General features: G+C 41.7%; 25 protein-coding genes. All 25 read left to right on the forward strand.

The window, feature by feature from the left end; translation table 11 throughout:
- The first annotated feature begins 84 nt into the window (after positions 1-84).
- The 25 genes from fapR (at position 85) to trmFO (ending at position 24661) form a co-directional block, all read left to right on the forward strand.
- Complete coding sequence (gene fapR / locus NPA43_RS07560; protein ID WP_099725889.1) at positions 85-651, forward strand: transcription factor FapR; 567 nt, start codon at positions 85-87, stop codon at positions 649-651.
- A 15-nt stretch (positions 652-666) separates the two neighbouring features.
- Complete coding sequence (plsX, locus tag NPA43_RS07565; RefSeq protein WP_099725888.1) at positions 667-1665, forward strand: phosphate acyltransferase PlsX; 999 nt, start codon at positions 667-669, stop codon at positions 1663-1665.
- Between the two features lie 15 nt (positions 1666-1680).
- A complete protein-coding gene (fabD, locus tag NPA43_RS07570) occupies positions 1681-2625 on the forward strand; it encodes an ACP S-malonyltransferase (RefSeq protein WP_230031477.1) in 945 nt (314 codons plus the stop codon).
- Positions 2625-3368, forward strand: a complete 744-nt coding sequence (gene fabG, locus NPA43_RS07575) for a 3-oxoacyl-[acyl-carrier-protein] reductase (RefSeq protein ID WP_099725886.1) — start codon at positions 2625-2627, stop codon at positions 3366-3368. The genes fabD and fabG overlap by 1 nt, the downstream gene beginning before the upstream one ends.
- Before the next feature lie 80 nt (positions 3369-3448).
- Positions 3449-3682, forward strand: coding sequence for an acyl carrier protein (gene acpP, locus NPA43_RS07580; RefSeq protein WP_003212028.1), 234 nt, complete (start codon positions 3449-3451; stop codon positions 3680-3682).
- A 183-nt stretch (positions 3683-3865) separates the two neighbouring features.
- Positions 3866-4609 carry a ribonuclease III gene (gene rnc / locus NPA43_RS07585; protein ID WP_034317819.1) on the forward strand — a complete coding sequence of 248 codons (744 nt, stop codon included), beginning with the start codon at positions 3866-3868 and terminating at the stop codon, positions 4607-4609.
- Between the two features lie 105 nt (positions 4610-4714).
- Entirely contained in the window at positions 4715-8275 is a 3561-nt protein-coding gene (smc, locus tag NPA43_RS07590; protein WP_256499554.1) for a chromosome segregation protein SMC, read from the forward strand.
- A gap of 21 nt (positions 8276-8296) precedes the next feature.
- Positions 8297-9283 (forward strand): signal recognition particle-docking protein FtsY, encoded by a 987-nt coding sequence (ftsY, locus tag NPA43_RS07595; RefSeq protein ID WP_099725884.1) that lies wholly within the window; start codon positions 8297-8299, stop codon positions 9281-9283.
- A gap of 141 nt (positions 9284-9424) precedes the next feature.
- Complete coding sequence (locus tag NPA43_RS07600) at positions 9425-9757, forward strand: putative DNA-binding protein (protein WP_099725883.1); 333 nt, start codon at positions 9425-9427, stop codon at positions 9755-9757.
- A gap of 13 nt (positions 9758-9770) precedes the next feature.
- Positions 9771-11111 (forward strand): signal recognition particle protein, encoded by a 1341-nt coding sequence (ffh, locus tag NPA43_RS07605; RefSeq protein ID WP_230031480.1) that lies wholly within the window; start codon positions 9771-9773, stop codon positions 11109-11111.
- Between the two features lie 105 nt (positions 11112-11216).
- Positions 11217-11489 carry a 30S ribosomal protein S16 gene (rpsP, locus tag NPA43_RS07610; protein ID WP_003212139.1) on the forward strand — a complete coding sequence of 91 codons (273 nt, stop codon included), beginning with the start codon at positions 11217-11219 and terminating at the stop codon, positions 11487-11489.
- Positions 11489-11734 carry a KH domain-containing protein gene (locus NPA43_RS07615; RefSeq protein ID WP_099725881.1) on the forward strand — a complete coding sequence of 82 codons (246 nt, stop codon included), beginning with the start codon at positions 11489-11491 and terminating at the stop codon, positions 11732-11734. Before rpsP ends, NPA43_RS07615 begins: the two co-directional genes overlap by 1 nt.
- Before the next feature lie 103 nt (positions 11735-11837).
- Positions 11838-12224, forward strand: coding sequence for a YlqD family protein (locus tag NPA43_RS07620; RefSeq protein ID WP_024424191.1), 387 nt, complete (start codon positions 11838-11840; stop codon positions 12222-12224).
- 8 nt (positions 12225-12232) lie between these two features.
- On the forward strand, positions 12233-12757 hold the full coding sequence (rimM, locus tag NPA43_RS07625; protein WP_256499555.1) for a ribosome maturation factor RimM: 525 nt from the start codon (positions 12233-12235) through the stop codon (positions 12755-12757).
- Positions 12754-13488: a tRNA (guanosine(37)-N1)-methyltransferase TrmD gene (gene trmD / locus NPA43_RS07630; RefSeq protein WP_099725879.1), complete on the forward strand. Its 735-nt coding sequence runs from the start codon at positions 12754-12756 to the stop codon at positions 13486-13488. Before rimM ends, trmD begins: the two co-directional genes overlap by 4 nt.
- A gap of 137 nt (positions 13489-13625) precedes the next feature.
- Positions 13626-13973 (forward strand): 50S ribosomal protein L19, encoded by a 348-nt coding sequence (gene rplS / locus NPA43_RS07635; RefSeq protein WP_003212364.1) that lies wholly within the window; start codon positions 13626-13628, stop codon positions 13971-13973.
- Between the two features lie 90 nt (positions 13974-14063).
- Positions 14064-14912, forward strand: a complete 849-nt coding sequence (gene ylqF / locus NPA43_RS07640; protein WP_099725878.1) for a ribosome biogenesis GTPase YlqF — start codon at positions 14064-14066, stop codon at positions 14910-14912.
- A 76-nt stretch (positions 14913-14988) separates the two neighbouring features.
- Positions 14989-15753, forward strand: coding sequence for a ribonuclease HII (locus tag NPA43_RS07645; RefSeq protein WP_256499556.1), 765 nt, complete (start codon positions 14989-14991; stop codon positions 15751-15753).
- 27 nt (positions 15754-15780) lie between these two features.
- Positions 15781-17517, forward strand: a complete 1737-nt coding sequence (locus NPA43_RS07650) for a glycosyltransferase (RefSeq protein WP_256499557.1) — start codon at positions 15781-15783, stop codon at positions 17515-17517.
- Positions 17514-17789: a FlhB-like flagellar biosynthesis protein gene (locus NPA43_RS07655; protein ID WP_099725876.1), complete on the forward strand. Its 276-nt coding sequence runs from the start codon at positions 17514-17516 to the stop codon at positions 17787-17789. Before NPA43_RS07650 ends, NPA43_RS07655 begins: the two co-directional genes overlap by 4 nt.
- A 176-nt stretch (positions 17790-17965) precedes the next feature.
- Positions 17966-19126, forward strand: a complete 1161-nt coding sequence (gene sucC / locus NPA43_RS07660) for an ADP-forming succinate--CoA ligase subunit beta (protein WP_024426972.1) — start codon at positions 17966-17968, stop codon at positions 19124-19126.
- A gap of 22 nt (positions 19127-19148) precedes the next feature.
- Complete coding sequence (gene sucD / locus NPA43_RS07665; protein WP_099725875.1) at positions 19149-20051, forward strand: succinate--CoA ligase subunit alpha; 903 nt, start codon at positions 19149-19151, stop codon at positions 20049-20051.
- 63 nt (positions 20052-20114) lie between these two features.
- Positions 20115-21017, forward strand: coding sequence for a DNA-processing protein DprA (gene dprA / locus NPA43_RS07670; RefSeq protein WP_256499558.1), 903 nt, complete (start codon positions 20115-20117; stop codon positions 21015-21017).
- 193 nt (positions 21018-21210) lie between these two features.
- A complete protein-coding gene (topA, locus tag NPA43_RS07675; protein WP_099725873.1) occupies positions 21211-23286 on the forward strand; it encodes a type I DNA topoisomerase in 2076 nt (691 codons plus the stop codon).
- Between the two features lie 70 nt (positions 23287-23356).
- Complete coding sequence (gene trmFO / locus NPA43_RS07680) at positions 23357-24661, forward strand: FADH(2)-oxidizing methylenetetrahydrofolate--tRNA-(uracil(54)-C(5))-methyltransferase TrmFO (protein ID WP_034317774.1); 1305 nt, start codon at positions 23357-23359, stop codon at positions 24659-24661.
- Positions 24662-24687: the final 26 nt, after the last annotated feature.

Raw genomic sequence — 24687 nt, forward strand, 5'->3', positions numbered from 1 at the left:
TTTGAAACAAGGATTGATTTATCATCTATGAGATTATATACTACTATTAGTACCTAGTCATAAATGTACGGATGGTGTCTGCATATGAAACTAAATAAAAAAGAACGTCAAAGGCTTCTCCAGCAAACGATCAGCTCGACTCCGTTCATTACTGATGAAGAATTGGCAAGTAAATTCGGTGTAAGCATTCAAACGGTTCGTCTTGATCGTTTGGAGCTGTCAATCCCTGAATTACGCGAAAGAATTAAGCATGTGGCCGAGAAGACATTAGAGGATGAAGTGAAGTCACTTCCGCTGGATGAAGTGATTGGAGAAATGATTGATGTAGAGCTTGATGACCAAGCCATTTCGATTTTAGAAGTAAGAAAAGAGCACGTATTTAGCCGAAACCAAATTGCCAGGGGACATCATCTCTTCGCCCAGGCAAATTCGCTGGCAGTGGCCGTCATTGACGATGAGCTGGCGCTGACAGCAAAAGCGAATATTAGATTTACAAGGCAGGTTAAACAAGGCGAACGAGTCGTCTCTAAAGCCAAAGTAGCCTCGCATGATAAAGAAAAAGGCAGAACCGTAGTTGAAGTAAACAGCTATGTGGGTGAGGAAGTTGTCTTCTCAGGTGACTTCGTCATGTATCGCTCAAAACAAAAGTAAAAGGTGGCACATAACATGAGAATTGCAGTCGATGCAATGGGGGGAGATCATGCCCCTAAAGCCATTATTGACGGTGTGCAAAAAAGCTTAGCAGCATTTTCAGATGTCGACATTACACTTGTCGGCGATGAAAGCAAAATCAAACCATACATAACAAATAACGAGCGCATCACGATTTTAGATGCAAAAGAAGTCATTGAACCGACAGATGAACCAGTGCGTGCAGTCAGACGTAAAAAGGATTCATCCATGGTGAAAATGGCCCAGGAAGTATCTGAAGGAAGAGCAGATGCCTGCATCTCAGCAGGAAATACGGGAGCACTCATGACAGCAGGACTGTTTATCGTAGGCAGAATCGATGGTATTGACAGACCAGCACTTGCTCCAACTTTGCCAACACTTGATGGCAGCGGGTTTTTATTACTAGATGTCGGTGCAAATGTCGATGCCAAGCCAGAACATCTGGTGCAATATGCCATGATGGGGTCTATTTACGCAGAGCGCGTCTTCCCGAAGAGCAATCCGCGCGTTGGACTTTTAAATGTAGGAACAGAAGATAAAAAAGGCAATGATTTAACGAAAAAAACCTTCGAATTACTAAAAGCATCAGACTTAAATTTCGTAGGAAATGTGGAGTCTCGTGATTTATTAGAAGGTGTAGCCGATGTCGTTGTCACAGATGGTTTTACAGGAAATATTGCGCTTAAAACGATTGAAGGCACAGCCCTTTCCGTATTTAAAATGCTGAAAGAAACATTAACATCCAGCTTTACTGCAAAAATAGCAGCTGGCATGATGAAGCCTAAATTGATGCAGATGAAATCTAAAATGGATTACTCCGAATATGGCGGTGCCGCTTTATTTGGTTTAAAGGCTCCTGTTATTAAAGCGCACGGCTCCTCTGATGAAAACGCCATTTTTCATGCAATTCGTCAGGCACGTGATATCGTTGAAAAAGACGTTTCAGCCATCATTCATCAAGAAGTCCAAAAAGAAAACACGAATGAGTCTTAATGGAGGTAGAGCAGCATGAGCAAAATTGCATTTTTATTCCCTGGCCAAGGCTCTCAAAAAATTGGCATGGGAAAAGATTTATTTGACCAAGAATCAGCATCTAAAGCTGTGTTTGAAGAAGCAGACAAGACCCTTGGTTTTGACTTATCTTCTATGATTTTTGAAGGGGAAGCAGAAGAACTGACGCTGACATATAATGCGCAGCCAGCTCTTTTAACAACAAGTATCGCCATCTTAAAGAAACTTGAAGAGAGTGGAATCAAAGCAGATTATGCAGCAGGACACAGTCTTGGTGAATACACAGCCCTCGTTGCAGCAGGCGCTCTTTCGTTTAAAGATGCTGTATACGCCGTCAGAAAACGCGGCGAATTAATGAATGAAGCTGTTCCAGCAGGTGAAGGCGCAATGGCAGCGATCCTCGGAATAGATCAAGCTTCGCTTTTGGAAGTAACAAAAGAAGTAACAGAGAGCGGTCATCTTGTAGAACTCGCTAACTTAAACTGCCCTGGACAAATCGTCATCTCTGGTACAGCAAAAGGTGTAGAACTTGCATCAGAAAAAGCGAAAGAAAAAGGCGCAAAACGTGCAATTGCACTTGAAGTGAGCGGGCCTTTCCATTCAGCTTTAATGAAACCAGCAGCTGAAAAATTCACAGATGTTCTGTCAAAACTAGACATTGCGGATGCCAAAACACCGGTCATTTCAAATGTAACAGCAGACATCGTGACATCTCGTGATAAGATTGAGACAAAGCTCATTGAACAATTGTATTCGCCTGTTCGTTTTGAAGAAAGTGTGGAACGCCTTATTGATTTAGGTGTGACAACGTTTATTGAAATTGGTCCTGGCAAAGTGCTTTCAGGTCTTGTGAAAAAGGTCAATCGCCGACTGACGACTATTTCCGTTTCAGATCAAGAAACAATTGAAGCAGCAATTCAAACATTGAAGGGGGATTCTTGATGCTTACAAATAAAACAGCCGTTGTAACAGGTGCATCACGCGGTATTGGCCGTTCCATCGCGATCGATTTAGCGAAGAATGGTGCAAATGTTGTCGTGAATTATTCAGGAAACGAAGCAAAAGCAAATGAAGTAGTGGATGAAATCAAAGCACTTGGCAAGCAGGCTTTTGCTGTCAAAGCTGATGTCTCAAATGCTGAAGAAGTACAAGCATTAATGAAACAAGCGATTGATACATTCGGCTCAATCGACATTCTTGTGAATAACGCTGGCATTACAAAGGACAACCTGCTCATGAGAATGAAAGAAAATGAATGGGATGATGTCATTAACATAAACTTAAAAGGTGTCTTTAACTGTACAAAAGCCGTGACGCGTCAAATGATGAAACAGCGAAGCGGAAGAATCATCAATGTGGCATCAGTCGTTGGCGTATGCGGAAACCCTGGACAAGCAAACTACGTTGCAGCAAAAGCTGGCGTCATTGGGTTAACGAAAACAACAGCAAAAGAGCTGGCAAGCCGCCATATTACAGTCAATGCAGTAGCACCAGGCTTTATTTCTACAGATATGACAGATAAGCTTGATGACAATGTGCAGACAGAAATGCTCAAACAAATCCCGCTTGCACGCTTTGGTGCGCCTGAAGATATTAGCAACGTTGTTGTCTTTTTAGCTTCTGAAGGAGCAGGCTATATTACAGGCCAAACCATCCAAGTGGATGGCGGAATGGTCATGTCCTAAGAAATATCAAATTTCGTTACGTTTTCTCTAGTTTTTTAAAAACGAATCAACTATAATACTTTGAGGGGAGGTGAAAGGCAATGGCAGACGTATTAGAGCGTGTATCAAAAATTATTGTAGACCGCCTTGGCGTTGATGAGGCTGACGTGAAAATGGAAGCTTCATTTAAAGAAGATTTAGGCGCTGATTCCCTTGATGTAGTTGAGCTAGTTATGGAACTTGAAGATGAGTTCGATATGGAAATTTCTGACGAAGATGCTGAAAAAATTGCAACAGTCGGTGACGCTGTGAACTACATAAATAGCCAGCAATAAGTGTAACAAAGTCCCGTCTACTTCCATGACGGGACTTTGAAAATTTATGTTAGTTTCAACACATTCAGCTGATCAATTGTCAGCCTTTTTCAGATGCTGGGAGCAATGTTTCCTTGCATGTAGAAAGAGAGACTCCATATAATCAGTATCCTTAAAGGCGATTAAGCCTACCTGGAGGTTGCTATGCCAAAACACTATAAAGACAAACAGAAACAGAGCAAAAAACTAGAGCAATTTAGAGAATTCCAGCAGCGTATTTCCGTACAGTTTAAAAATGAAAAGCTTCTATATCAAGCCTTTACACATTCCTCTTATGTGAATGAGCACCGGAAAAAACCTTACGAGGATAATGAAAGACTTGAATTTTTAGGAGATGCTGTTTTAGAATTGACCATCTCTCAATTCTTATTTGCGAAATATCCAGCGATGAGCGAGGGAGATTTAACAAAACTGAGAGCGGCGATCGTGTGTGAACCGTCACTTGTGTCACTGGCACATGAGCTGTCCTTCGGAGACCTTGTTCTTTTAGGAAAAGGCGAAGAAATGACTGGCGGCAGAAAGCGCCCCGCACTCTTAGCAGATGTATTCGAGGCCTTTATCGGGGCACTTTATTTAGATCAAGGGCTGGAACCTGTTGAACGATTTCTAGAAGGGTATGTGTATCCGAAAATTAACGACGGAGCTTTCTCGCATGTCATGGACTTTAAAAGCCAGCTTCAAGAATTTGTTCAGCGTGATGGAAAAGGTGTGCTGGAATACCGAATCCTGCATGAAAAGGGACCTGCACATAACCGGGAATTTGAAGCAAATGTATCACTTCGAGGAGAAGTGCTCGGGATTGGAAATGGCCGCTCTAAAAAAGAAGCAGAACAGCACGCTGCACAGGAAGCACTTGCTAAATTGCAGAAACATCATATGAACCAATAAAATCCCCCTCGTCATTCAGGGGGATTTCACTCTGTTTTCCATCATCTTTTTTCACTTCATATGGTAAGATGATAGTACTTTAAATACATAAGGAGGATCACTCTCATGTTCCTCAAACGTTTAGACGTGATAGGATTCAAATCTTTTGCACAGCGAGTGACCGTGGACTTTGTCAAAGGTGTCACAGCTGTTGTTGGACCTAACGGAAGCGGTAAAAGTAATATTACTGATGCCATCCGCTGGGTACTTGGAGAACAATCGGCGAAAAGTCTCCGCGGAGGAAAAATGGAAGACATCATTTTTGCAGGAAGTGACTCAAGAAAAAGAGTCAACCTAGCAGAGGTGACTTTAACGTTAGATAACGAAGATCACTTTTTACCGATCGATTTTCACGAAGTCAGTGTAACAAGAAGGGTGTATCGTTCAGGAGAAAGTGAATTTCTCATAAACAATCAATCTGTCCGCTTAAAGGATATTATTGATCTTTTCATGGATTCAGGCCTTGGTAAGGAAGCTTTTTCTATCATCAGTCAAGGAAAGGTAGAGGAAATTCTATCGAGTAAGGCAGAAGAGAGAAGAAGTATCTTTGAAGAAGCGGCTGGTGTCTTGAAATATAAAACAAGAAAGAAAAAAGCTGAGAATAAACTGTTTGAAACGCAGGACAACTTAAACCGAGTAGAAGATATTCTGCATGAACTAGAAGAACAAGTAGAACCATTAAGAATGCAAGCATCCATTGCAAAGGACTATTTGCAAAAAAAAGAAGAGCTTGAAAATGTAGAAATCGCCCTAACCGTTCATGATATCGAAGCGCTTCACGAAAAATGGACAACACTTGGAGAAGCTGTCGAGCGGTTCAAACAAGATGAAATGAAGCAGTCCACAGACATTCAAGCAAAAGAAGCCAAAATTGAAGAGTCGAGAGACCGAATTCAGGCGCTGGACGAATCCATTAATGACCTGCAAGAAGTCCTTCTGTTCACAAGTGAGGAATTAGAAAAGCTTGAAGGGAAAAAAGAAGTTCTAAAAGAACGAAAAAAAAATGCAGCCGCCAACCAAGGACAGCTGGAGGAAACGCTTGTTCGCTTAACTAAAAAGCAGGCGCTGTTAACCGAAAAGATTCAGCAGCAGAAAATCACACGGGACAGCCTGCAAAAAGAAGTGCAGCAGCTAAAAGATGAAGTGAAAACAAAACAGCATCAACTGTCACTTCACAGTGAAGATGTGGAAGGTCAAATTGAACAGCTGAAAAGCGATTATTTTGATCTGCTAAATGAACAGGCTTCAATCCGCAATGAACGTAAATTACTAGAAGAGCAGCAGCGCCAAGCGGCCATGCAGCTAGAGCGTCTAACGCAAAATAATCAGAAACATATCGAAGAACGTGTGTCTGTCAAAGAGCAGAAAACGGAAGCTGAGCAGCAGCTTTCAGAACTAGAAGAAGACATTTTGACTCAGGTGAAACGCTTTAGAGAGGCAGAACAAAAGCTTGAGCAAATGAAACGTCAATACGAAAAAAAAGAAACGACTCTTTATCAAGCCTATCAATATGTTCAGCAGGCAAATTCAAAAAAAGAGATGCTTGAATCCATGCAGGAAGACTTCTCAGGCTTTTTCCAAGGAGTGAAAGAGGTCTTAAAGGCAAAGGACCGGTTAGGCGGTATTCACGGTGCCATTGCAGAGCTGATTCAAACAGATCAGCAGCATGAGACAGCGATTGAAATTGCGCTAGGTGCAGCAACGCAGCACGTGGTTACGGAAAATGAAGCAGCGGCGAGACAGGCTATTGGTTACTTGAAGCAGCATTCCTTTGGACGTGCGACCTTCCTGCCAATGAACGTGATCAAAGAAAGAACCATTCAGTTCAGAGACGTCCAAACCGCTGAGCAGCATGCAGCGTTTATCGGCGTAGCGAGTAACCTCGTTTCTTTTGACGAAAAGTACCAAAAGGTCATTCAGAACTTGCTTGGAACCGTCCTAATTGTCAGAGATTTAAAAGGCGCCAATGAACTGGCGAAAATGCTCGGACATCGTTATCGCATCGTGACCCTTGATGGGGATGTTGTCAACCCAGGTGGTTCAATGACCGGGGGCGGCGTGAAGAAAAAGAGCAATTCCCTTCTTTCAAGAAATCGAGAGATCGAAACATTGACGAAGCAGCTCGTAGAAATGGAAGAAAAAACAACGATTCTTGAAAAAGAAACAAAAGAAACGAAGCAATCGATTGCAGCAAGTGAAACCCAATTAAATGAACTGCGTCAGCGCGGTGAGACGCTTCGAGAAAAGCAGCAAGAGCTCAAAGGGAAACTATACGAACTGCAAGTAGCAGAAAAAAATATTAACTCTCATCTAGAGATCTATGATCAAGAAAAAGCAGAATTGCAGCAGCGCTCTTCTGAACTTGCGAGTAAAGACAAAGAGCAGGTCACCCTTGAAGCCTCTATAGGTGAGAAACTGACGTCTCTTGATGAAGAGATCAACACATTAACAAAGCGTAAGCAGACCCAAAGCTCAACGAAAGAAACCATTTCTGCGGAATTAACAGAGCTGAAAATCTCGCTTGCGAAAAAAGAGCAGTCCTTAGCCAATGAACAAGAGAAGCTTTCGATCTTGATGGCTGAATTGGAAGAGGCGGAACAGACGCTGATTGAAACAAAAGAAGATCTGTCACTCTTAACAAATGAAATGTCATCAAGCTCAAGCGGAGCAGAACAGCTGGAAGAAGCTGCGAAAGAGAAGCTTGAAAATAAAAATAAAACGACAGCACTCATTTCCGAGCGTCGTAAACAGCGCCTGGCTCTTTCAGAAACATTAGAATTTGCTGAACGTGAACTCAAAGAGCAAAAACGTCTTTACAAGCAGCTCACCACAAGCTTAAAAGATGAAGAGATCAAGCTTGGCCGCATGGAGGTTGAGCTCGATAATCTTATCGCCTATTTGAACGAAGAATATGCACTTTCGTTTGAAGGAGCAAAAGAAATGTACCATCTGACATTAACGCCAGATGAAGCAAGAAAACGAGTGAAACTGATCAAACTAGCCATTGAAGAGCTTGGAACAGTGAACTTAGGCAGTATTGATGAGTATGAACGCGTGAATGAACGTTATCTCTTCTTAACAGAACAGCGAAATGATCTGACAGAAGCGAAAAATACGTTATTCCAAGTCATCGAAGAAATGGATCAAGAAATGACGAAGCGTTTCTCTGAGACATTTTCTCAAATCCGCGGGCATTTTGAATCTGTTTTCCAAGCATTATTTGGCGGGGGAAGAGCAGACCTGAAGCTGACCGATCCAAACGATTTACTCAACTCTGGCGTCGATATTGTCGCGCAGCCGCCGGGGAAAAAGCTGCAAAATTTAAGCCTGCTTTCAGGCGGAGAGAGAGCATTAACAGCGATCGCTTTACTATTTTCCATCTTAAAAGTCAGACCTGTTCCATTCTGCGTGTTAGATGAAGTAGAAGCAGCGCTTGATGAAGCCAATGTCTTCCGTTTTGCGCAATATTTAAAGAAATACAGCGAAGAAACACAGTTCATTGTCATTACGCACCGCAAGGGAACAATGGAAGAAGCAGATGTCCTGTACGGTGTCACAATGCAGGAGTCAGGCGTCTCAAAACTAGTATCCGTTAAACTAGAAGAAACGAAAGAGCTTGTCCAGTAATAAAAGGAGGTCTATGAACCAATGAGCTTTTTTAAGAAATTAAAAGAAAAATTTACGCAGCAAACCGATTCAGTATCAGAAAAGTTTAAAGATGGACTTGAAAAAACGAGAAACTCATTCCAAGGAAAAGTAAATGAACTGATTTCTCGCTATCGTAAGGTCGACGAAGACTTTTTTGAAGAATTAGAAGAAGTTCTTATCGGCGCTGATGTCGGTTTCACGACCGTGATGGAACTGATTGATGAGCTGAAAAAAGAAGTAAAATTAAGAAACATTCAAGACCCAAGTGAAGTACAGGTGGTCATCTCTGAAAAGCTTGTTGACATCTACAATAGCGGAGAGGAACAAATCTCTGCGCTGAACATCGAAGACGGGCGTTTAAATATCATTTTATTTGTGGGCGTCAACGGCGTTGGGAAAACAACGACCATTGGTAAGCTTGCAAACAAGCTGAAAAATGAAGGAAAATCCGTCATATTAGCAGCAGGAGATACGTTCCGTGCCGGTGCCATTGAGCAGCTTGAAGTATGGGGAGAGCGTTCAGGTGTCCCTGTCGTCAAACAGACGGCGGGCTCTGATCCAGCAGCGGTAATCTTTGATGCCGTTCAGTCAGCAAAAGCGAAAAATGCGGATGTCCTTATCTGCGATACAGCTGGAAGACTTCAAAACAAAGTCAACTTGATGAAAGAGCTGGAGAAGGTCAAAAGAGTCATTGAGCGCGAGGTCCCAGATGCACCGCACGAAGTACTGCTTGCCCTTGATGCAACAACAGGTCAAAACGCCATGGCACAAGCGAAGGAATTTTCTAAAGCGACAAATGTGACAGGAATTGCCTTAACAAAGCTTGACGGCACTGCAAAAGGCGGAATTGTGCTTGCGATTCGAAATGAACTGAACATCCCAGTGAAGCTTGTCGGTTTAGGTGAAAAGGTGGACGATCTACAAGAGTTCGATGCAGAATCATATGTGTATGGTTTATTTTCAGACGTGATTGATCAAGAAGACTAACAAAAATGCCGGCTAAGTTGCTGGCATTTTTGTTTATACACCGCCTCATGAAGTGACAAGATAAAAACTTGACACACAGGAGAGAACCGTGTAAACTTAGTTGATGTAAAGGGAATGAACTTAACAAAGGGGAGAGAGCCCATGACGCTTGAAAAAACAACGAGAATGAACTACTTGTTTGACTTCTATCAATCGTTGTTGACCGCAAAGCAAAAGAGCTACATGTCGCTTTACTACCTAGACGATTTTTCCCTCGGTGAAATTGCGGATGAATATGAAGTATCAAGACAGGCTGTTTATGATAATATTAAACGGACTGAAGCGATGCTCGAACAATATGAAGAAAAGCTGCTCTTGTTTAAGAAATTTAAAGAGCGTAAAGAACTTCTCAATAAACTGAGAGAGCTTGTAGCAGATTCCCCGCAAAAGGAAGAAGCAGAAGCTTTAATTGAATCGCTTGAGAAATTAGATTAGGAGGCGGCACAGTATGGCATTTGAAGGATTAGCCGACCGACTGCAGCAGACGATTTCAAAAATCCGCGGCAAAGGAAAAGTGTCAGAGCAAGATGTAAAAGAAATGATGCGCGAGGTACGCCTTGCCCTTCTTGAAGCTGACGTCAATTTTAAAGTAGTCAAAGACTTTGTGAAAAAAGTAAGCGAGCGGGCAGTTGGACAAGAGGTCATGCAAAGTCTTACCCCTGGACAACAGGTCATTAAAGTTGTAAAAGAAGAACTCACTGAATTAATGGGCGGGGAAGAGAGTAAAATCGCTGTGGCGAAAAAATCTCCGACAGTCATTATGATGGTCGGTCTTCAAGGGGCAGGTAAAACGACCACAACTGGGAAACTTGCCAATTTACTTCGCAAAAAACATAATCGCAAGCCGATGATGGTGGCTGCAGATATTTACAGACCGGCAGCGATCCAGCAGCTTCAAACCCTTGGGAAACAGCTTGATATGCCAGTGTTTTCATTAGGTGATCAAGTAAGTCCTGTCGAAATTGCCAAACAGGCAATTGAAAAAGCGAAAGAAGAACACCACGATTATGTCATTTTAGATACAGCAGGACGTCTTCATATCGATGAGGAATTGATGGATGAACTTCAGAAAGTAAAAGAAGTAGCAAATCCAGAAGAAATTTTCCTTGTTGTTGACTCTATGACAGGTCAAGATGCTGTCAATGTAGCAAAAAGCTTTAATGAACAGCTTGGCTTAACAGGTGTCGTTCTAACGAAACTAGACGGTGATACAAGAGGCGGAGCAGCACTTTCGATTCGTGCTGTCACAAATACGCCGATTAAATTCGCTGCACTAGGAGAAAAGCTTGATGCGATTGAACCATTCCACCCGGAGCGGATGGCATCAAGAATTCTTGGCATGGGAGATGTGCTCACACTTATTGAAAAAGCACAGGCAAACGTTGACCAAGATAAGGCGAAAGAACTTGAACAAAAAATGAGGACCATGAGCTTTACGCTTGATGATTTCCTCGAGCAGCTTGGCCAAGTTCGTAATATGGGTCCACTTGATGAGCTGATCCAAATGATGCCGGGAGCCGGTAAAATGAAAGGGCTCAAAAACGTCCAAGTAGACGAAAAGCAGCTCAATCACATCGAAGCGATTATTAAATCAATGACGACCGAGGAAAAAGAACAGCCAGAGGTCATTAATGCAAGCCGAAGAAAACGGATTGCAAAAGGAAGCGGAACATCTGTACAGGAAGTCAATCGCCTTTTAAAGCAATTTGACGAAATGAAAAAGATGATGAAGCAAATGACCAACATGTCCAAAGGAAAGAAAAAAGGCTTTAAATTACCATTTATGTAATTGGTTATACATGATAAAACCGTTGTTAAGAAAAAACACTTTACAAACCCTTTTATCATTGTTAATATACTATCTTGTTGAAATATTTTCGGAGGTGCTAGTAAAATGGCAGTAAAAATTCGTTTAAAACGTATGGGATCAAAAAGATCTCCTTTCTATCGTATTGTTGTAGCAGATTCTCGTTCACCACGTGACGGTCGTTTCATTGAAACAGTTGGAACTTACAACCCAGTGTTATCACCAGCTGAGGTGAAAATCAACGAAGAATTAGCGCTTAAATGGCTTCAAAATGGTGCGAAACCATCTGATACAGTTCGCAACCTTTTCTCAAGCCAAGGAATTCTTGAAAAATTTCATAATGCGAAAAACAGCAAATAATGAATGAGCTGTCCTTGGAAGAATTGATTGTGTCCATCGTCGAGCCACTTGTTGATTTCCCAGAAGATATTCATGTATCTTCATTAGAAAAAGATGAGCAGGTGATTTACACACTGTCTGTCAATGCCGAAGATACCGGAAAAGTGATCGGAAAGCAGGGGCGTACAGCAAAAGCGATACGAACAGTCATTTTTGCAGCAGGTGCAGAGTCTTCTAAGAAAGTTCAACTTGAGATTGCTGACTAAAAAGGGAGAGGGCTTAGGACCTCCCCTTTTTTTACACGTTTAAATCTATTTTTCGTTATACTGTAGAGGACAAATGCCTTCGGATAGGGGGACAAAAAGGAAGATGCAGATCATTCAACATGTCACCGTGATGCAAGTATTAACTGAAAGCAGTAAGGACAAACTGTTAACGACTTTTTTGGAGAAAAAAGAAAGACTAGAACGTGAATGCAATCAGCTATATTTTCAACTAAAGAAGCATGAAAAAGAACCACATCAGCAAGAAGCCATCCCTCAATTTCAAAAAGCCATTGATAAAAGGCAAGAGAAAATCAGACAAATTGATTTTCAAGTAGAGCAGCTGCATATCTTGCCGCTTGGAAGTGAAATGAAAGAAACAGAAGTGGATGCGCTGGTTGAAGTGAAAATAGGTGATAAATGGGATGACAAAATGCAAGATAATGTCATTGTCGTCAAAGACGGCACCATTGTTGAAATACGTCAGGGGTGATTGAGAACATGGAGCTAGATTGGTTGAATGTCGGAAAGATCGTCAATACACACGGAGTGCGCGGTGAAGTGCGCGTTGTGTCAAAGACCGATTTCCCGGAAGAGCGCTACAAAAAAGGAAGCGTCCTCTATATTTTTAAGCAAGGTCAAAAGGACCCGCTGAAAGTCACTATAGCATCACACCGGCAGCACAAACAGTTTGATTTGCTCACATTTGAAGAAATAGGCTCTTTAAATGAAGCAGAGCAATTGAAAGAATCAATTTTAAAAGTAGAAAAAGAACATCTCGTTTCATTAGATGAAGGAGAGTTTTATTTCCATCAAATCATTGGCTGTGAAGTATACGATGAAAAGGACAAACTCATCGGCCACATCAAAGAGATTTTAACGCCGGGGGCAAATGATGTCTGGGTCGTTGAAAGAAAAGGAAAAAAGGATGCCCTTATACCTTATATTCCACCTGTCGTCAAAAAGATCGATATCTCATCCAAAACAGTACACATTGAAGCGATGGAAGGACTCATTGACGAATGAAAATTGACTTTTTAACGCTTTTTCCTGAAATGTTCGAAGGAGTGCTACACTCATCAATCTTAAAAAAAGCACAGGAAAAAGAAGCTGTCTCATTTCATGTCGTCAATTTTAGAGAGTATTCGGATCATAAGCATAAAACAGTGGATGACTATCCGTATGGCGGCGGTGCTGGTATGGTACTGAAAGCACAGCCTGTATTTGATGCGGTAGAAGATTTGACGAATAAAGCAAGCAAGAAGCCCCGAATCATTCTTGTCTGTCCTCAAGGGGAAAGATACACACAAAAGAAGGCAGAAGAGCTTGCAAAAGAAGAGCATCTTATGTTCATTTGCGGCCACTATGAAGGCTACGATGAGCGCATCAGGGAGCATCTTGTCACAGATGAAATTTCAATTGGAGATTTCGTTCTCACAGGCGGAGAGCTGCCGGCGATGATGATTGCAGACAGTGTGGTCAGGCTTTTGCCTCATGTGCTTGGAAAAGAAGCGTCTCACATCGAAGATTCATTTAGTACAGGTCTGCTTGAGCACCCGCACTATACAAGACCAGCCGATTATAAAGGACTAAAAGTGCCGGATGTGCTCCTCTCTGGAAATCATGCCAAAATTGAAGAGTGGCGGCGCAAAGAATCCTTGAAGCGAACCTATACAAGACGGCCAGATTTGATTGATTCATGCAAAACTTTAACGGATGAAGAAAAAAGATGGCTTTGGCAGCTTCATAATGACTAGATTGTATTGCACAGGGCATAGAGGTATGGTATGATACTACTTGTGACTTGGACGGCTTGCCGATTCAAGTTTGAAAACGATGTTCCGCTGCAATGAAGAAAGAGGACATGAGCATCTGTTGGAAGGAGTTGAAAACGATGCAACATTTGATTGAAGAAATCACAAAAGAACAATTACGCACTGATCTTCCAGCGTTCCGTCCTGGTGACACTTTACGTGTACACGTTAAAGTTGTCGAGGGTACTCGTGAGCGTATCCAGATCTTTGAAGGTGTTGTAATTAAGCGTCGTGGTGGTGGAATCAGCGAAACTTTCACAGTTCGTAAGATTTCTTACGGTGTAGGCGTTGAGCGTACATTCCCTGTACACACACCAAAAATCGCTAACATCGAAGTTGTACGTCACGGTAAGGTACGTCGTGCGAAACTTTACTACCTACGTGAACTTCGCGGTAAAGCGGCTCGTATCAAAGAAATCAGACGATAATGATATCAAAGGAAAGAGCTTGTTACCCGTAACAGGCTCTTTTTTTGTACAATGTATATAGACAACTAATAGAAGAGAGAAGGTGCACCTATGACGATTCAATGGTTTCCAGGCCATATGGCAAAAGCAAGACGTGAAGTCACAGAAAAATTAAAGCTCATCGACATTGTATTTGAATTAACGGATGCAAGAATCCCGATGTCCTCTAGAAACCCAATGATCGAAGAAATCCTTCAAAATAAACCTAAAATCATGCTCTTAAACAAAGCAGATAAAGCAGATCCTCGTATGACAAAGGAGTGGCAGGCGTATTTTGAGCAGCAAGGCGTTCGGTCACTTGCCATTAACTCTGTCGATGGACAAGGGTTAAATCAGATCATCACGACTTCAAAAGAAATCTTAAAAGAAAAATTCGACCGCATGAAAGCAAAAGGCGTCAAGCCGCGTGCGATTCGAGCGCTGATTATCGGGATTCCCAATGTCGGGAAATCGACCTTGATCAATCGTTTAGCAAAAAAGAACATCGCCAAAACAGGAGACAGGCCTGGTATTACCACATCACAGCAATGGGTGAAGGTAGGGAAAGAACTTGAACTGCTCGATACCCCTGGAATCCTCTGGCCAAAATTTGAAGATGAGCAAGTAGGACTCAGGCTGGCGGTTACTGGAGCGATCAAAGATTCAATCATCAACTTACAGGATGTCGCCGTGTATGCACTGCGTTTTCTAGAAGAGAACTATCCAGAGCGATTAAAAAAACGCTATGACCTCGCAGATATACCTGAAGATACGGTTGAGCTGTTTGATGCAATTGGCACAAAGCGCGGCTGTCTGATGAGCGGAGGATTCATTAATTACGACAAAACCACCGAAATCATTATTCGGGATATTCGAACTGAAAAATTTGGTCCCCTCACTTTTGAGAAGCCTGAAAGCTAAAAGACACGCAGCTCATGCGGGTCTTTATTTTTTGTGAAAAACTGCCGATATAAAGAAGGAGGCTGCGAAAGAGCCTATGTACACTGTGAAACAAATAAAAGAACTGATAGAAAAGCATTCGCACGACGAGTCATACATTCGTGAGCTTGTAAAAGATGATACAAGAAAAAGTGTCCAAAAGCTTATAGAAAAGTGGCACAAAGAGAGAGAAAAGCAGCAAGAACTTCGTGCAGCATGGAATCAAATGATGCAATTTGAAAACCAAGCAAAGGCGCAAGGATACACGTGTATTGCAGGTATAGATGAAGCAGGAAGAGGCCCGCTGGCAGGCCCAGTTGTCGCAGCAGCTGTCATATTAAAAGAAGAAACAGTCCTGCTCGGTTTAAACGACTCAAAGCAACTATCTGAGAAAAAAAGATTGGCTTATTATGATTTGATTCAAGAAAAAGCACTCGATATCGGAATCGGCATTGTTGATGCGGCTACGATTGATGAAATCAATATTTACGAAGCATCAAGACTGGCGATGGTGAGAGCTGTGGAGCAGTTAACTCATACACCTGATTATCTACTCATAGATGCAATGACACTCCCGCTTCCTACTCACCAGGAGAATATCATCAAAGGAGATGCAAAAAGTGCATCCATCGCAGCTGGTGCATGTATTGCGAAAGTGACAAGGGATCAGATGATGGAGGAGTATGGACGTCAATACCCTGAGTACCAGTTTGAAAAACATAAAGGGTACGGAACGAAAGAGCACCTGGCTGCCATTCAAAAACACGGTGCCACCCCCATCCATCGATTATCGTTTGCACCAGTGAAATCCGTCATTTCATAAATTTTTGACATAAGGAGGCTGCCTGTGATGACAAGAGTGGAAGACATACATACAGCACTGAATAGCCGGTTAAATACGGCAGAATCTGTTCCATTAAACACCGAAGGAAAGGAAAATGTGCACCGGCTGATTCTCGGAAAAGTACTTAAAATGCTTGGAGATGATACAGCGCTTGTTCAAATAGGCTCGACCAAAATAAAAGCGCAGCTAGCAGCTCAGCTAAAAGCGGATGCATTCTATTGGTTCCAATTTGAACAAGAGGGTGGAGGCAGTCTCAATAAACTAAGGCCCGTTCAACAATTTGATCAAGATCCCAAGACGTTAAAGGATGCAGCAGCCAAACTATTAGAAGGCCTGTCACTTAAAAATGGGATTGAAAACATATTAACGGCTACAGCCTTTTTAAAAGAAAAATCGGTCATCAATGAAGCTGAGTTAAAAACGGCAGTGAAATGGATCGAACAGTTTCAAGGAGCCGATGTCAAAAAAGGGCTGCAGGCACTCCTGTTTGCTTTGAAGAAAGATTTACCGATTCAGCAAGGGGTTCTCCAATCGATATTAGCAGTGAAATCATCTTCTGCTCTTCATCAGGATATAAAAGCGCTGCTAGATCGTTTAACACAGCTGCCAAAGCAATCAGATGCCACACAGGCCCTTACACAAGCCGTTCGGTCAGTCATAGATGCTGAGACTACTGTTCATGCAGAAAAGCTCTTATCGGTGCTTCTAACAGCGAAAGAAGGCCAAGTGAAGCAGGGAGGCAGTATGACAGTGCCATCTCATTTCAATCCGTCTCAGCAAACAGAGAATAGCCAAGCTTCAATCGTCCAAGGGCGTCAGACAGTTTCAATCAATCTGCCTAACGCGCAGCAGTTGATAAGTCCAAAGCAGCTGCCTATCCCGATTCAGCAAATAGAGCGCATACTGACAAGCATGACAAAGCAAGGTGCAGACGGACAGCAGCAGCCCGACTTAAAACCGTTCACATCACTGCTTCAAGGGCTCCATCAGGCAGGATCTCAGCCTGACGCAAAGGCATCCGTGCTTCTAAAAGAATTTCCGTTCCTTTCAAAAACAGAGGCGAATGCATTGGCTCAGGTCATTCAGCAGACTGAACCAACATTAAGCAATAAAACCGATGTGCTCGATTTACTTACGACGATGAAAAAGGCGATAGGTGTACGTGATGAAATCGGTATGCTGAAACTACTGGAAAAAGGCAGCCAGGATGTAAAAAGTCAGGAGCTTCATCAACTAAAGCTTGTCTTAAATGATGTGAGGCAGGCGGATTTACCGGAGCACGTTAAAAAAGAAGCGGATCAATTGTTTCATAGATTGAATGGCCAGTTATTCGTGCAGCAGGAAAACCAAACCGTCAGTCAGATGATGGTCTCCTATCCTCTTTTCTCAAAGCATAGTGTTCAAGATTTAACGTTTATTTTAAAAGGACATAAGAAAAAAGATGGTTCTATTGATATTTCTCAGTGCCGCCTCATGTTTTACTTAAATATGGAAAATCTTGAAGAAACATTAATAGACTGTACGATTCAGCAAAAGGTCATGGCGATTACAATTGAGACAGCCCATGAACTGCAAGGAACAATTAATCCGATGATTCCAGCTGTTCGAGAGAATTTAAATGCCTTAGGATATAGTTTAACGGGTATTACAGCAAAGAAGAGGCAAGAACAAATAGATCCGTCTCATTTTCTAGATGAACACTTTCATAAAATCAGCGAGAAAGGGCTGGACTTACGAGTATGAAGGATTCAAAACCGCTTAGAAGAGCGGTCGCTCTACATTACGATGAAGAAAAACAAAAGGCGCCAAAAGTCATCGCAACAGGAAGCGGCTATGTGGCAGATCATATTATTGAAGAAGCAAAGAAATCAGGAGTTCCCATCCAAGAAGACCCTAATTTAGTAGAACTCATGCGCCATTTAACGCTTGATGAAGAAATACCTGAAGCATTATACGATACTGTAGCAGAAATATTTTCGTTTATCTATAGGTTAGATCAAAAAATGAAAAAATAAGGTAAAATAAGTGATTTGGATGAAAAATTTATATTTTTAATAAAATAAAAGTTTGAATGTTTAGAAGGATTTTACGATTTTACATAGAACCCTAGACATTCTCTTTTTTATTCTTTAAAATGAAAGCGCAGTCTATTTTATAATTTTTGTTTCTACATATGTTGGGAGGATGGGAAATGAATATCCATGAGTACCAAGGAAAAGAAATCCTAAGAAAATATGGGGTTTCAGTTCCAAATGGTAAAGTAGCATTTACACCTGATGAAGCAGTGAAAGCATCAGAAGAGCTAGGAAGCTCTGTATATGTCGTAAAAGCACAGATTCATGCAGGCGGCCGTGGTAAAGCAGGCGGGGTAAAAATTGCAAAAACAAAAGATGAAGTGAAAGGGTTTGCAGAGGAATTGCTCGGCAAAACACTTGTCACACATCAAACTGGGCCTGAAGGGCGCGAAATAAAACGCTTACTTATTGAAGAAGGCTGCGATATTCAAAAGGAGTACTATGTTGGACTTGTTTTGGACAGAGCGACATCAAGAATTGTATTGATGGCTTCTGAAGAAGGCGGTACTGAAATTGAAGAAGTAGCAGAAAAAACGCCAGAGAAAATCGTCAAAGTGGTCATCGACCCAGCGATTGGCTTGCAAGGCTATCAGGCAAGAGAAGTAGCGTTTAAAATTAATATTCCAACAAAATTAGTTGGCCAAGCTGTTAAATTTATGACTAGCCTTTACAACGCGTTTATTGAAAAAGATTGTTCAATTGCTGAGATTAATCCACTTGTTGTAACAGGCGATGGAAAAGTCATGGCACTTGATGCGAAATTAAACTTTGATAGCAATGCCTTATATAGACAAAAAGATATATTAGAATACCGTGACCTTGATGAAGAGGACCCAAAGGAAATTGAAGCTTCTAAATATGATCTAAGCTATATTTCCCTAGACGGAAATATTGGCTGTATGGTCAATGGAGCAGGTCTTGCGATGTCTACAATGGATATCATCAAGCATTACGGGGGGGACCCTGCAAACTTCCTAGATGTTGGCGGCGGTGCAACGGCTGAAAAAGTAACGGAAGCATTTAAAATCATCTTATCTGATCAAAATGTAAAAGGGATTTTCGTGAACATTTTTGGCGGCATCATGAAATGTGATGTCATTGCAGAAGGTGTCGTTGAAGCGACGAAACAAGTCGGCTTAACATTACCACTCGTTGTGCGTCTTGAAGGAACAAACGTTGAATTAGGGAAGAAAATTCTGAGTGATTCAGGCTTAAATATCACTTCTGCTGAGTCTATGGCTGACGGGGCAGAAAAGATTGTATCTTTAGTCAAGTAGAGCAGAAAGGCAGGGAACCTAAATGAGTGTATTTATTGATAAAAATACGAGAGTAATTGTTCAGGGAATTACCGGTTCAACCGCATTGTTCCATACTAAACAAATGATTGAGTACGGAACAAATATTGTTGGCGGTGTCACACCTGGAAAAGGTGGAACTGAAGTAGAAGGAGTTCCTGTATTTAATACTGTATCTGAAGCCGTACAAACAACTGGAGCAAACGCTTCTGTTATCTATGTACCAGCACCATTTGCAGCAGATGCCATTTTAGAGGCAGTTGATGCAGACGTGGATCTAGTCATTTGTATTACTGAACATATTCCAGTACTTGATATGGTCAAAGTGAAACGGTATATGGAAGGTAAGAAGACAAGACTTGTTGGACCAAACTGCCCTGGTGTGATTACACCTGAAGAATGTAAGATTGGCATCATGCCTGGCTACATTCATAAAAAAGGTCATGTTGGAGTTGTTTCTCGTTCTGGAACGCTTACATATGAAGCGGTACATCAGCTTTCGGAGGCTGGCGTAGGTCAATCGACAGCTGTAGGAATCGGCGGAGACCCCGTAAATGGAACGAACTTTATTGATGTATTAAAAGCCTTTAATGAAGATCCTGATACACACGCTGTCATTATGATCGGTGAAATCGGCGGTACGGCCGAAGAAGAAGCAGCTGAATGGGTAAAAGCAAATATGACAAAGCCAGTTGTTGGCTTTATTGGCGGTAAAACGGCGCCTCCAGGAAAACGCATGGGACATGCTGGTGCCATTATTTCTGGTGGTAAAGGAACAGCTGATGAAAAAGTAAAAACAATGCGTGAATGTGGAATTGAAGTGGCAGAGACACCATCTGTTATGGGAGAAACCTTGATTAAAGTGCTAAAAGAGAAGAATCTCTTCGAAGCTTGTAAAACGCATTAATGACACAAGAAGACTTGTTCTTTGACAAGTCTTCTTCTTTCTATCTTAAACTGGAGGAATGGTATGTACAACGTGTCCGAAAGAATGATTTTTCACCGCTTAAAAGGCCTCATCTCACCCTCTTTGTTAACAAAATGGTGGAAAGTTGATCCTGAGTTATATATAAATGAAGAAACACATCATTACAAACAGGATCGATCATTACAAACGATCGACTTTACCCGCTTAAAACAAGCTGAAGAAAATGAATTCCCCATTTTTCAACACATCGTTCAAGCCTATTTAAAGCAAAACATTCACATGATTCCCATCACATCACCCTTATATCCCAGAACACTAAAACATATTTATGATCCTCCCCCTGTGTTATTCCTAAAAGGAAACGTAACATATTTAAATGAAGAAAAAGGTTTAGGTGTAGTAGGCACGCGTGTTCCATCGTCTTATGGAGAAGCATGTGTGAAGAAAATTGTTGGTGAACTTGTTAAGGAAGATTGGATGATTGTCAGTGGCTTAGCAAAAGGAATCGATGGACTTGCACACAAGGAGTGCATCAGAAAAAAAGGGAAAACCATTGGTGTTGTAGCTGGCGGTTTCCAGCATTTATATCCAAAGGAACATGTGCAAATGGCTCAATACATGGGAGAGCATCATTTGCTTTTGTCAGAGCATCCGCCTTATATCAAACCAGAAAAATGGCACTTTCCAATGAGAAATCGTTTAATTAGTGCACTAACAAAAGGAACCATCGTGATCCAGTGTAAAGAAAAGAGCGGTTCGCTCATTACAGCGTATCAGGCGCTTGAGCAAGGAAAAGAAGTGTTTGCGGTGGCAGGATCAATCTTTGATCCTAATTCCACAGGTCCAGCTAGACTCATTCAGCAGGGAGCAAAGCTTGTTCATTCTACGAAGGATATTTTAGAGGAATTCTCCTTCCGTGGCGTTCAATATACTGAACTCTCATAAAAATATCGTTTGACAAACGACACAGGAATATTTAATAATAGTGAGGATTTAAGTTTACACTTCGTTTTTCGTGTTTATAATGATGTTCATCATAAAGAATTTTTAACGATTGCCTGTTAGATAGGTGCAATTAACATAAATATGAATTGTGAAATGTATAAAGAGAGAACACCTCTTAAGGGGGATTTTGAGTATGGCTGATTATTTAGTCATCGTTGAGTCGCCAGCAAAGGCGAAAACGATTGAGCGTTATTTAGGAAAAAAGTATAAAGTAAAGGCTTCAATGGGGCATATAAGGGATTTACCGAAAAGTCAGTTAGGTGTTGACACTGAGCATGACTTCGAACCGAGATATATTACGATTCGCGGAAAAGGCCCCGTTTTAAAGGAATTAAAAACAGCGGCGAAAAAAGCAAAGAAAGTCTATCTCGCAGCTGACCCCGATAGAGAGGGAGAAGCGATTGCTTGGCATTTAGCACACAGTCTTGACCTTGACCTCTCTTCAGATTGCCGCGTTGTCTTTAACGAGATTACAAAAGATGCGATTAAAGATTCCTTTAAGCATCCACGTATGATTAATATGGACTTGGTTGATGCGCAGCAGGCAAGACGGATTTTAGATCGTTTAGTTGGGTATAAAATCAGTCCGATTTTATGGAAGAAAGTTAAAAAAGGATTAAGTGCTGGGCGTGTTCAATCTGTAGCACTCCGCCTGATTATTGATCGCGAGAATGAAATTAATGAATTCAAACCAGAAGAATACTGGACAATTGATGGTACATTCCTAAAAGGAAAAGAAACCTTCGAAGCTAGTTTCTTTGGCGTGAGTGGCAAAAAGCACCCATTGAAAACAAAAGAAGATGTAAAAGAAATCCTTTCGAAACTAAAAGGTAGCAAATTCTCTGTAGAAAAAGTGACGAAAAAAGAGCGGAAACGCAATCCAGCTGTCCCGTTTACGACATCTACCCTACAGCAGGAGGCTGCAAGAAAACTAAACTTCCGTGCGAAAAAGACGATGATGATTGCGCAGCAATTATATGAAGGAATAGATCTTGGTAAAGAAGGTACAGTAGGACTCATTACATATATGAGAACGGACTCAACACGTATTTCCAATACGGCGATTGAAGAAGTATCTGCTTTCATTGATCAAACGTACGGTAAGAATTTCTTAAACACAACAAAACGAACCGCCAAAAAGAACGAAAATGCACAAGATGCGCACGAAGCCATCAGGCCTACTTCTACGCTAAGAAAACCGGCAGATGTCAAACATGTGCTAAGCAGAGACCAGCTTCGTCTTTATAAATTGATTTGGGAACGATTTGTGGCAAGCCAAATGGCGCCAGCTGTTCTCGATACAATGAGTGTGGATCTTGAAAATAACGGTCTTACGTTCCGTGCTAATGGAAGTAAGGTGAAATTCCCTGGATTTATGAAGGTATATGTGGAAGGGAAGGACGACCAGCTAGAAGAAAAGGACAAAATGCTTCCTGATCTAAAAGAGGGAGATACGGTTCTTTCAAAAGATATCGAACCTGAACAGCACTTCACGCAACCGCCTCCGCGCTACACAGAGGCAAGACTTGTCAAAACGCTTGAAGAGCTTGGTATAGGCCGTCCATCTACGTATGCACCAACATTAGACACGATTCAAAAGCGCGGCTATGTCGCACTTGATAACAAACGGTTTATTCCAACTGAGCTTGGAGAAATTGTACTCAACTTAATTATCGAATTCTTCCCTGAAATCATTAACGTGGAATTCACGGCGAAAATGGAAAAAGAACTTGATAGCGTTGAAGAAGGTACGATTGAATGGGTTCGCATTATCGACAGCTTCTATCAAGACTTTGCCAAACGGGTAGAAAAAGCAGAAGCAGAGATGCAAGAAGTGGAAATTGAGCCTGAATACGCTGGAGTTGATTGTGAAGAGTGTGGACATCCGATGGTGTACAAAATGGGTAGATACGGTAAGTTCATGGCGTGCTCTAACTTTCCTGACTGCCGTAACACGAAACCAATTGTCAAAGATATCGGTGTCAAATGCCCGACATGTCATGAAGGAAACATTGTTGAACGAAAATCTAAGAAACGCCGCATTTTTTATGGCTGTGATCGTTTTCCAGAGTGTGAATTCGTCTCTTGGGACAAACCAATTGAAAGAAAGTGTCCAAAATGCGAAAATATGCTTGTAGAGAAAAAGCTGAAAAAAGGCGTTCAAGTTCAATGTGTGAACTGTGATTATAAAGAGGAACAGCAAAAATAGCGGTGAGCAACCTTGTTCACCTGCTTTTTTATGTCATCAAACAGAACTTACGAAATAGGAGAGTTGTACAATGAGTCAATTTGTAAATGTGATCGGAGCAGGTTTAGCAGGAAGTGAAGCTGCATGGCAAATAGCCAAGCGCGGAATTAAAGTCAATTTGTATGAGATGAGACCTGTCAAACAAACGCCAGCTCACCACACAGATAAATTTGCGGAGCTCGTATGCAGCAACTCATTACGTGCGAACGCTTTGACGAATGCGGTAGGTGTATTAAAGGAAGAAATGCGTCATTTAGATTCGGCGATTATCGCAGCAGCAGATGAAAGCTCAGTTCCTGCTGGCGGAGCACTTGCAGTAGACCGTCATGAATTTGCAGCAAACGTCACAGATCGTGTGAAGAATCATCCGAATGTCACTGTCTTTCAAGAAGAAGTACAAAGCATTCCAGAAGGCCCGACAATTATCGCAACTGGCCCACTTACATCTGAAGCACTTTCAAAAGAATTAAAATCACTAACAGGTGAAGAGTATTTATATTTCTACGATGCAGCGGCACCAATTCTAGAGAAAGATAGCATTGATATGGATAAGGTGTACTTGAAATCACGCTATGATAAAGGGGAAGCCGCTTATTTAAACTGTCCAATGACCGAAGAGGAATTCGATCGTTTTTATGAGGCGTTAATTTCTGCTGAAACGGTGCCTTTAAAAGAGTTTGAAAAAGAAATCTTCTTTGAAGGCTGCATGCCAATTGAAGTCATGGCGAAAAGAGGAAAGAAAACGATGCTGTTTGGTCCGATGAAACCAGTAGGACTTGAAGATCCGAAAACAGGAAAAAGACCTTACGCTGTTGTTCAATTAAGACAGGATGATGCAGCAGGTACTTTATATAACATCGTTGGTTTCCAAACTCATTTGAAGTGGGGCGATCAAAAGGAAGTATTCCGTTTGATCCCAGGCCTTGAAGAAGCAGAGATTGTTCGTTATGGCGTGATGCACCGTAATACATTTATTAACTCTCCAAGCCTTTTAAGACCGACTTATCAGTTTAAAAATAGAGATGATCTATTCTTTGCCGGACAAATGACAGGCGTTGAAGGCTATGTCGAGTCCGCGGCTTCGGGACTAGTGGCTGGAATTAATGCGGCTCGTTTTGTCAAAGGAGAAGAGCTTGTCACACTTCCTGAAGAAACGGCGATTGGCAGTATGGCTTACTATATCACGTCGACAAACAAGAAAAGCTTCCAGCCGATGAATGCAAACTTTGGCTTGCTGAAAGATCTTGGCGTTCGGATTAAAAACAAACAAGAGCGGTATGCAGAGTACGCTAAGCGCGCAATTGAAACTATTCAAACTATTTCGAAATCTCTGTAGTAAAACATTGCACGGAAAGCAAGATA

Source organism: Bacillus pumilus (genome assembly GCF_024498355.1).
Taxonomy (GTDB): domain Bacteria; phylum Bacillota; class Bacilli; order Bacillales; family Bacillaceae; genus Bacillus; species Bacillus pumilus_P.

Excerpts from the sequence above, each read along its gene's own strand:
- fabD (WP_230031477.1), top strand. The coding sequence starts at position 1,681 with ATGAGCAAAATTGCATTTTTATTCCCTGGCCAAGGCTCTCAAAAAATT.
- trmFO (WP_034317774.1), top strand. The coding sequence starts at position 23,357 with ATGAGTCAATTTGTAAATGTGATCGGAGCAGGTTTAGCAGGAAGTGAA.
- smc (WP_256499554.1), top strand. The coding sequence starts at position 4,715 with ATGTTCCTCAAACGTTTAGACGTGATAGGATTCAAATCTTTTGCACAG.
- dprA (WP_256499558.1), top strand. The coding sequence starts at position 20,115 with ATGTACAACGTGTCCGAAAGAATGATTTTTCACCGCTTAAAAGGCCTC.
- NPA43_RS07655 (WP_099725876.1), top strand. The coding sequence starts at position 17,514 with ATGAAGGATTCAAAACCGCTTAGAAGAGCGGTCGCTCTACATTACGAT.
- plsX (WP_099725888.1), top strand. The coding sequence starts at position 667 with ATGAGAATTGCAGTCGATGCAATGGGGGGAGATCATGCCCCTAAAGCC.
- topA (WP_099725873.1), top strand. The coding sequence starts at position 21,211 with ATGGCTGATTATTTAGTCATCGTTGAGTCGCCAGCAAAGGCGAAAACG.
- ffh (WP_230031480.1), top strand. The coding sequence starts at position 9,771 with ATGGCATTTGAAGGATTAGCCGACCGACTGCAGCAGACGATTTCAAAA.
- ftsY (WP_099725884.1), top strand. The coding sequence starts at position 8,297 with ATGAGCTTTTTTAAGAAATTAAAAGAAAAATTTACGCAGCAAACCGAT.
- NPA43_RS07645 (WP_256499556.1), top strand. The coding sequence starts at position 14,989 with ATGTACACTGTGAAACAAATAAAAGAACTGATAGAAAAGCATTCGCAC.
- sucC (WP_024426972.1), top strand. The coding sequence starts at position 17,966 with ATGAATATCCATGAGTACCAAGGAAAAGAAATCCTAAGAAAATATGGG.
- rpsP (WP_003212139.1), top strand. The coding sequence starts at position 11,217 with ATGGCAGTAAAAATTCGTTTAAAACGTATGGGATCAAAAAGATCTCCT.
- NPA43_RS07620 (WP_024424191.1), top strand. The coding sequence starts at position 11,838 with ATGCAGATCATTCAACATGTCACCGTGATGCAAGTATTAACTGAAAGC.
- sucD (WP_099725875.1), top strand. The coding sequence starts at position 19,149 with ATGAGTGTATTTATTGATAAAAATACGAGAGTAATTGTTCAGGGAATT.
- fapR (WP_099725889.1), top strand. The coding sequence starts at position 85 with ATGAAACTAAATAAAAAAGAACGTCAAAGGCTTCTCCAGCAAACGATC.
- rplS (WP_003212364.1), top strand. The coding sequence starts at position 13,626 with ATGCAACATTTGATTGAAGAAATCACAAAAGAACAATTACGCACTGAT.
- acpP (WP_003212028.1), top strand. The coding sequence starts at position 3,449 with ATGGCAGACGTATTAGAGCGTGTATCAAAAATTATTGTAGACCGCCTT.
- fabG (WP_099725886.1), top strand. The coding sequence starts at position 2,625 with ATGCTTACAAATAAAACAGCCGTTGTAACAGGTGCATCACGCGGTATT.
- trmD (WP_099725879.1), top strand. The coding sequence starts at position 12,754 with ATGAAAATTGACTTTTTAACGCTTTTTCCTGAAATGTTCGAAGGAGTG.
- rimM (WP_256499555.1), top strand. The coding sequence starts at position 12,233 with ATGGAGCTAGATTGGTTGAATGTCGGAAAGATCGTCAATACACACGGA.
- NPA43_RS07615 (WP_099725881.1), top strand. The coding sequence starts at position 11,489 with ATGAATGAGCTGTCCTTGGAAGAATTGATTGTGTCCATCGTCGAGCCA.
- ylqF (WP_099725878.1), top strand. The coding sequence starts at position 14,064 with ATGACGATTCAATGGTTTCCAGGCCATATGGCAAAAGCAAGACGTGAA.
- rnc (WP_034317819.1), top strand. The coding sequence starts at position 3,866 with ATGCCAAAACACTATAAAGACAAACAGAAACAGAGCAAAAAACTAGAG.
- NPA43_RS07650 (WP_256499557.1), top strand. The coding sequence starts at position 15,781 with ATGACAAGAGTGGAAGACATACATACAGCACTGAATAGCCGGTTAAAT.
- NPA43_RS07600 (WP_099725883.1), top strand. The coding sequence starts at position 9,425 with ATGACGCTTGAAAAAACAACGAGAATGAACTACTTGTTTGACTTCTAT.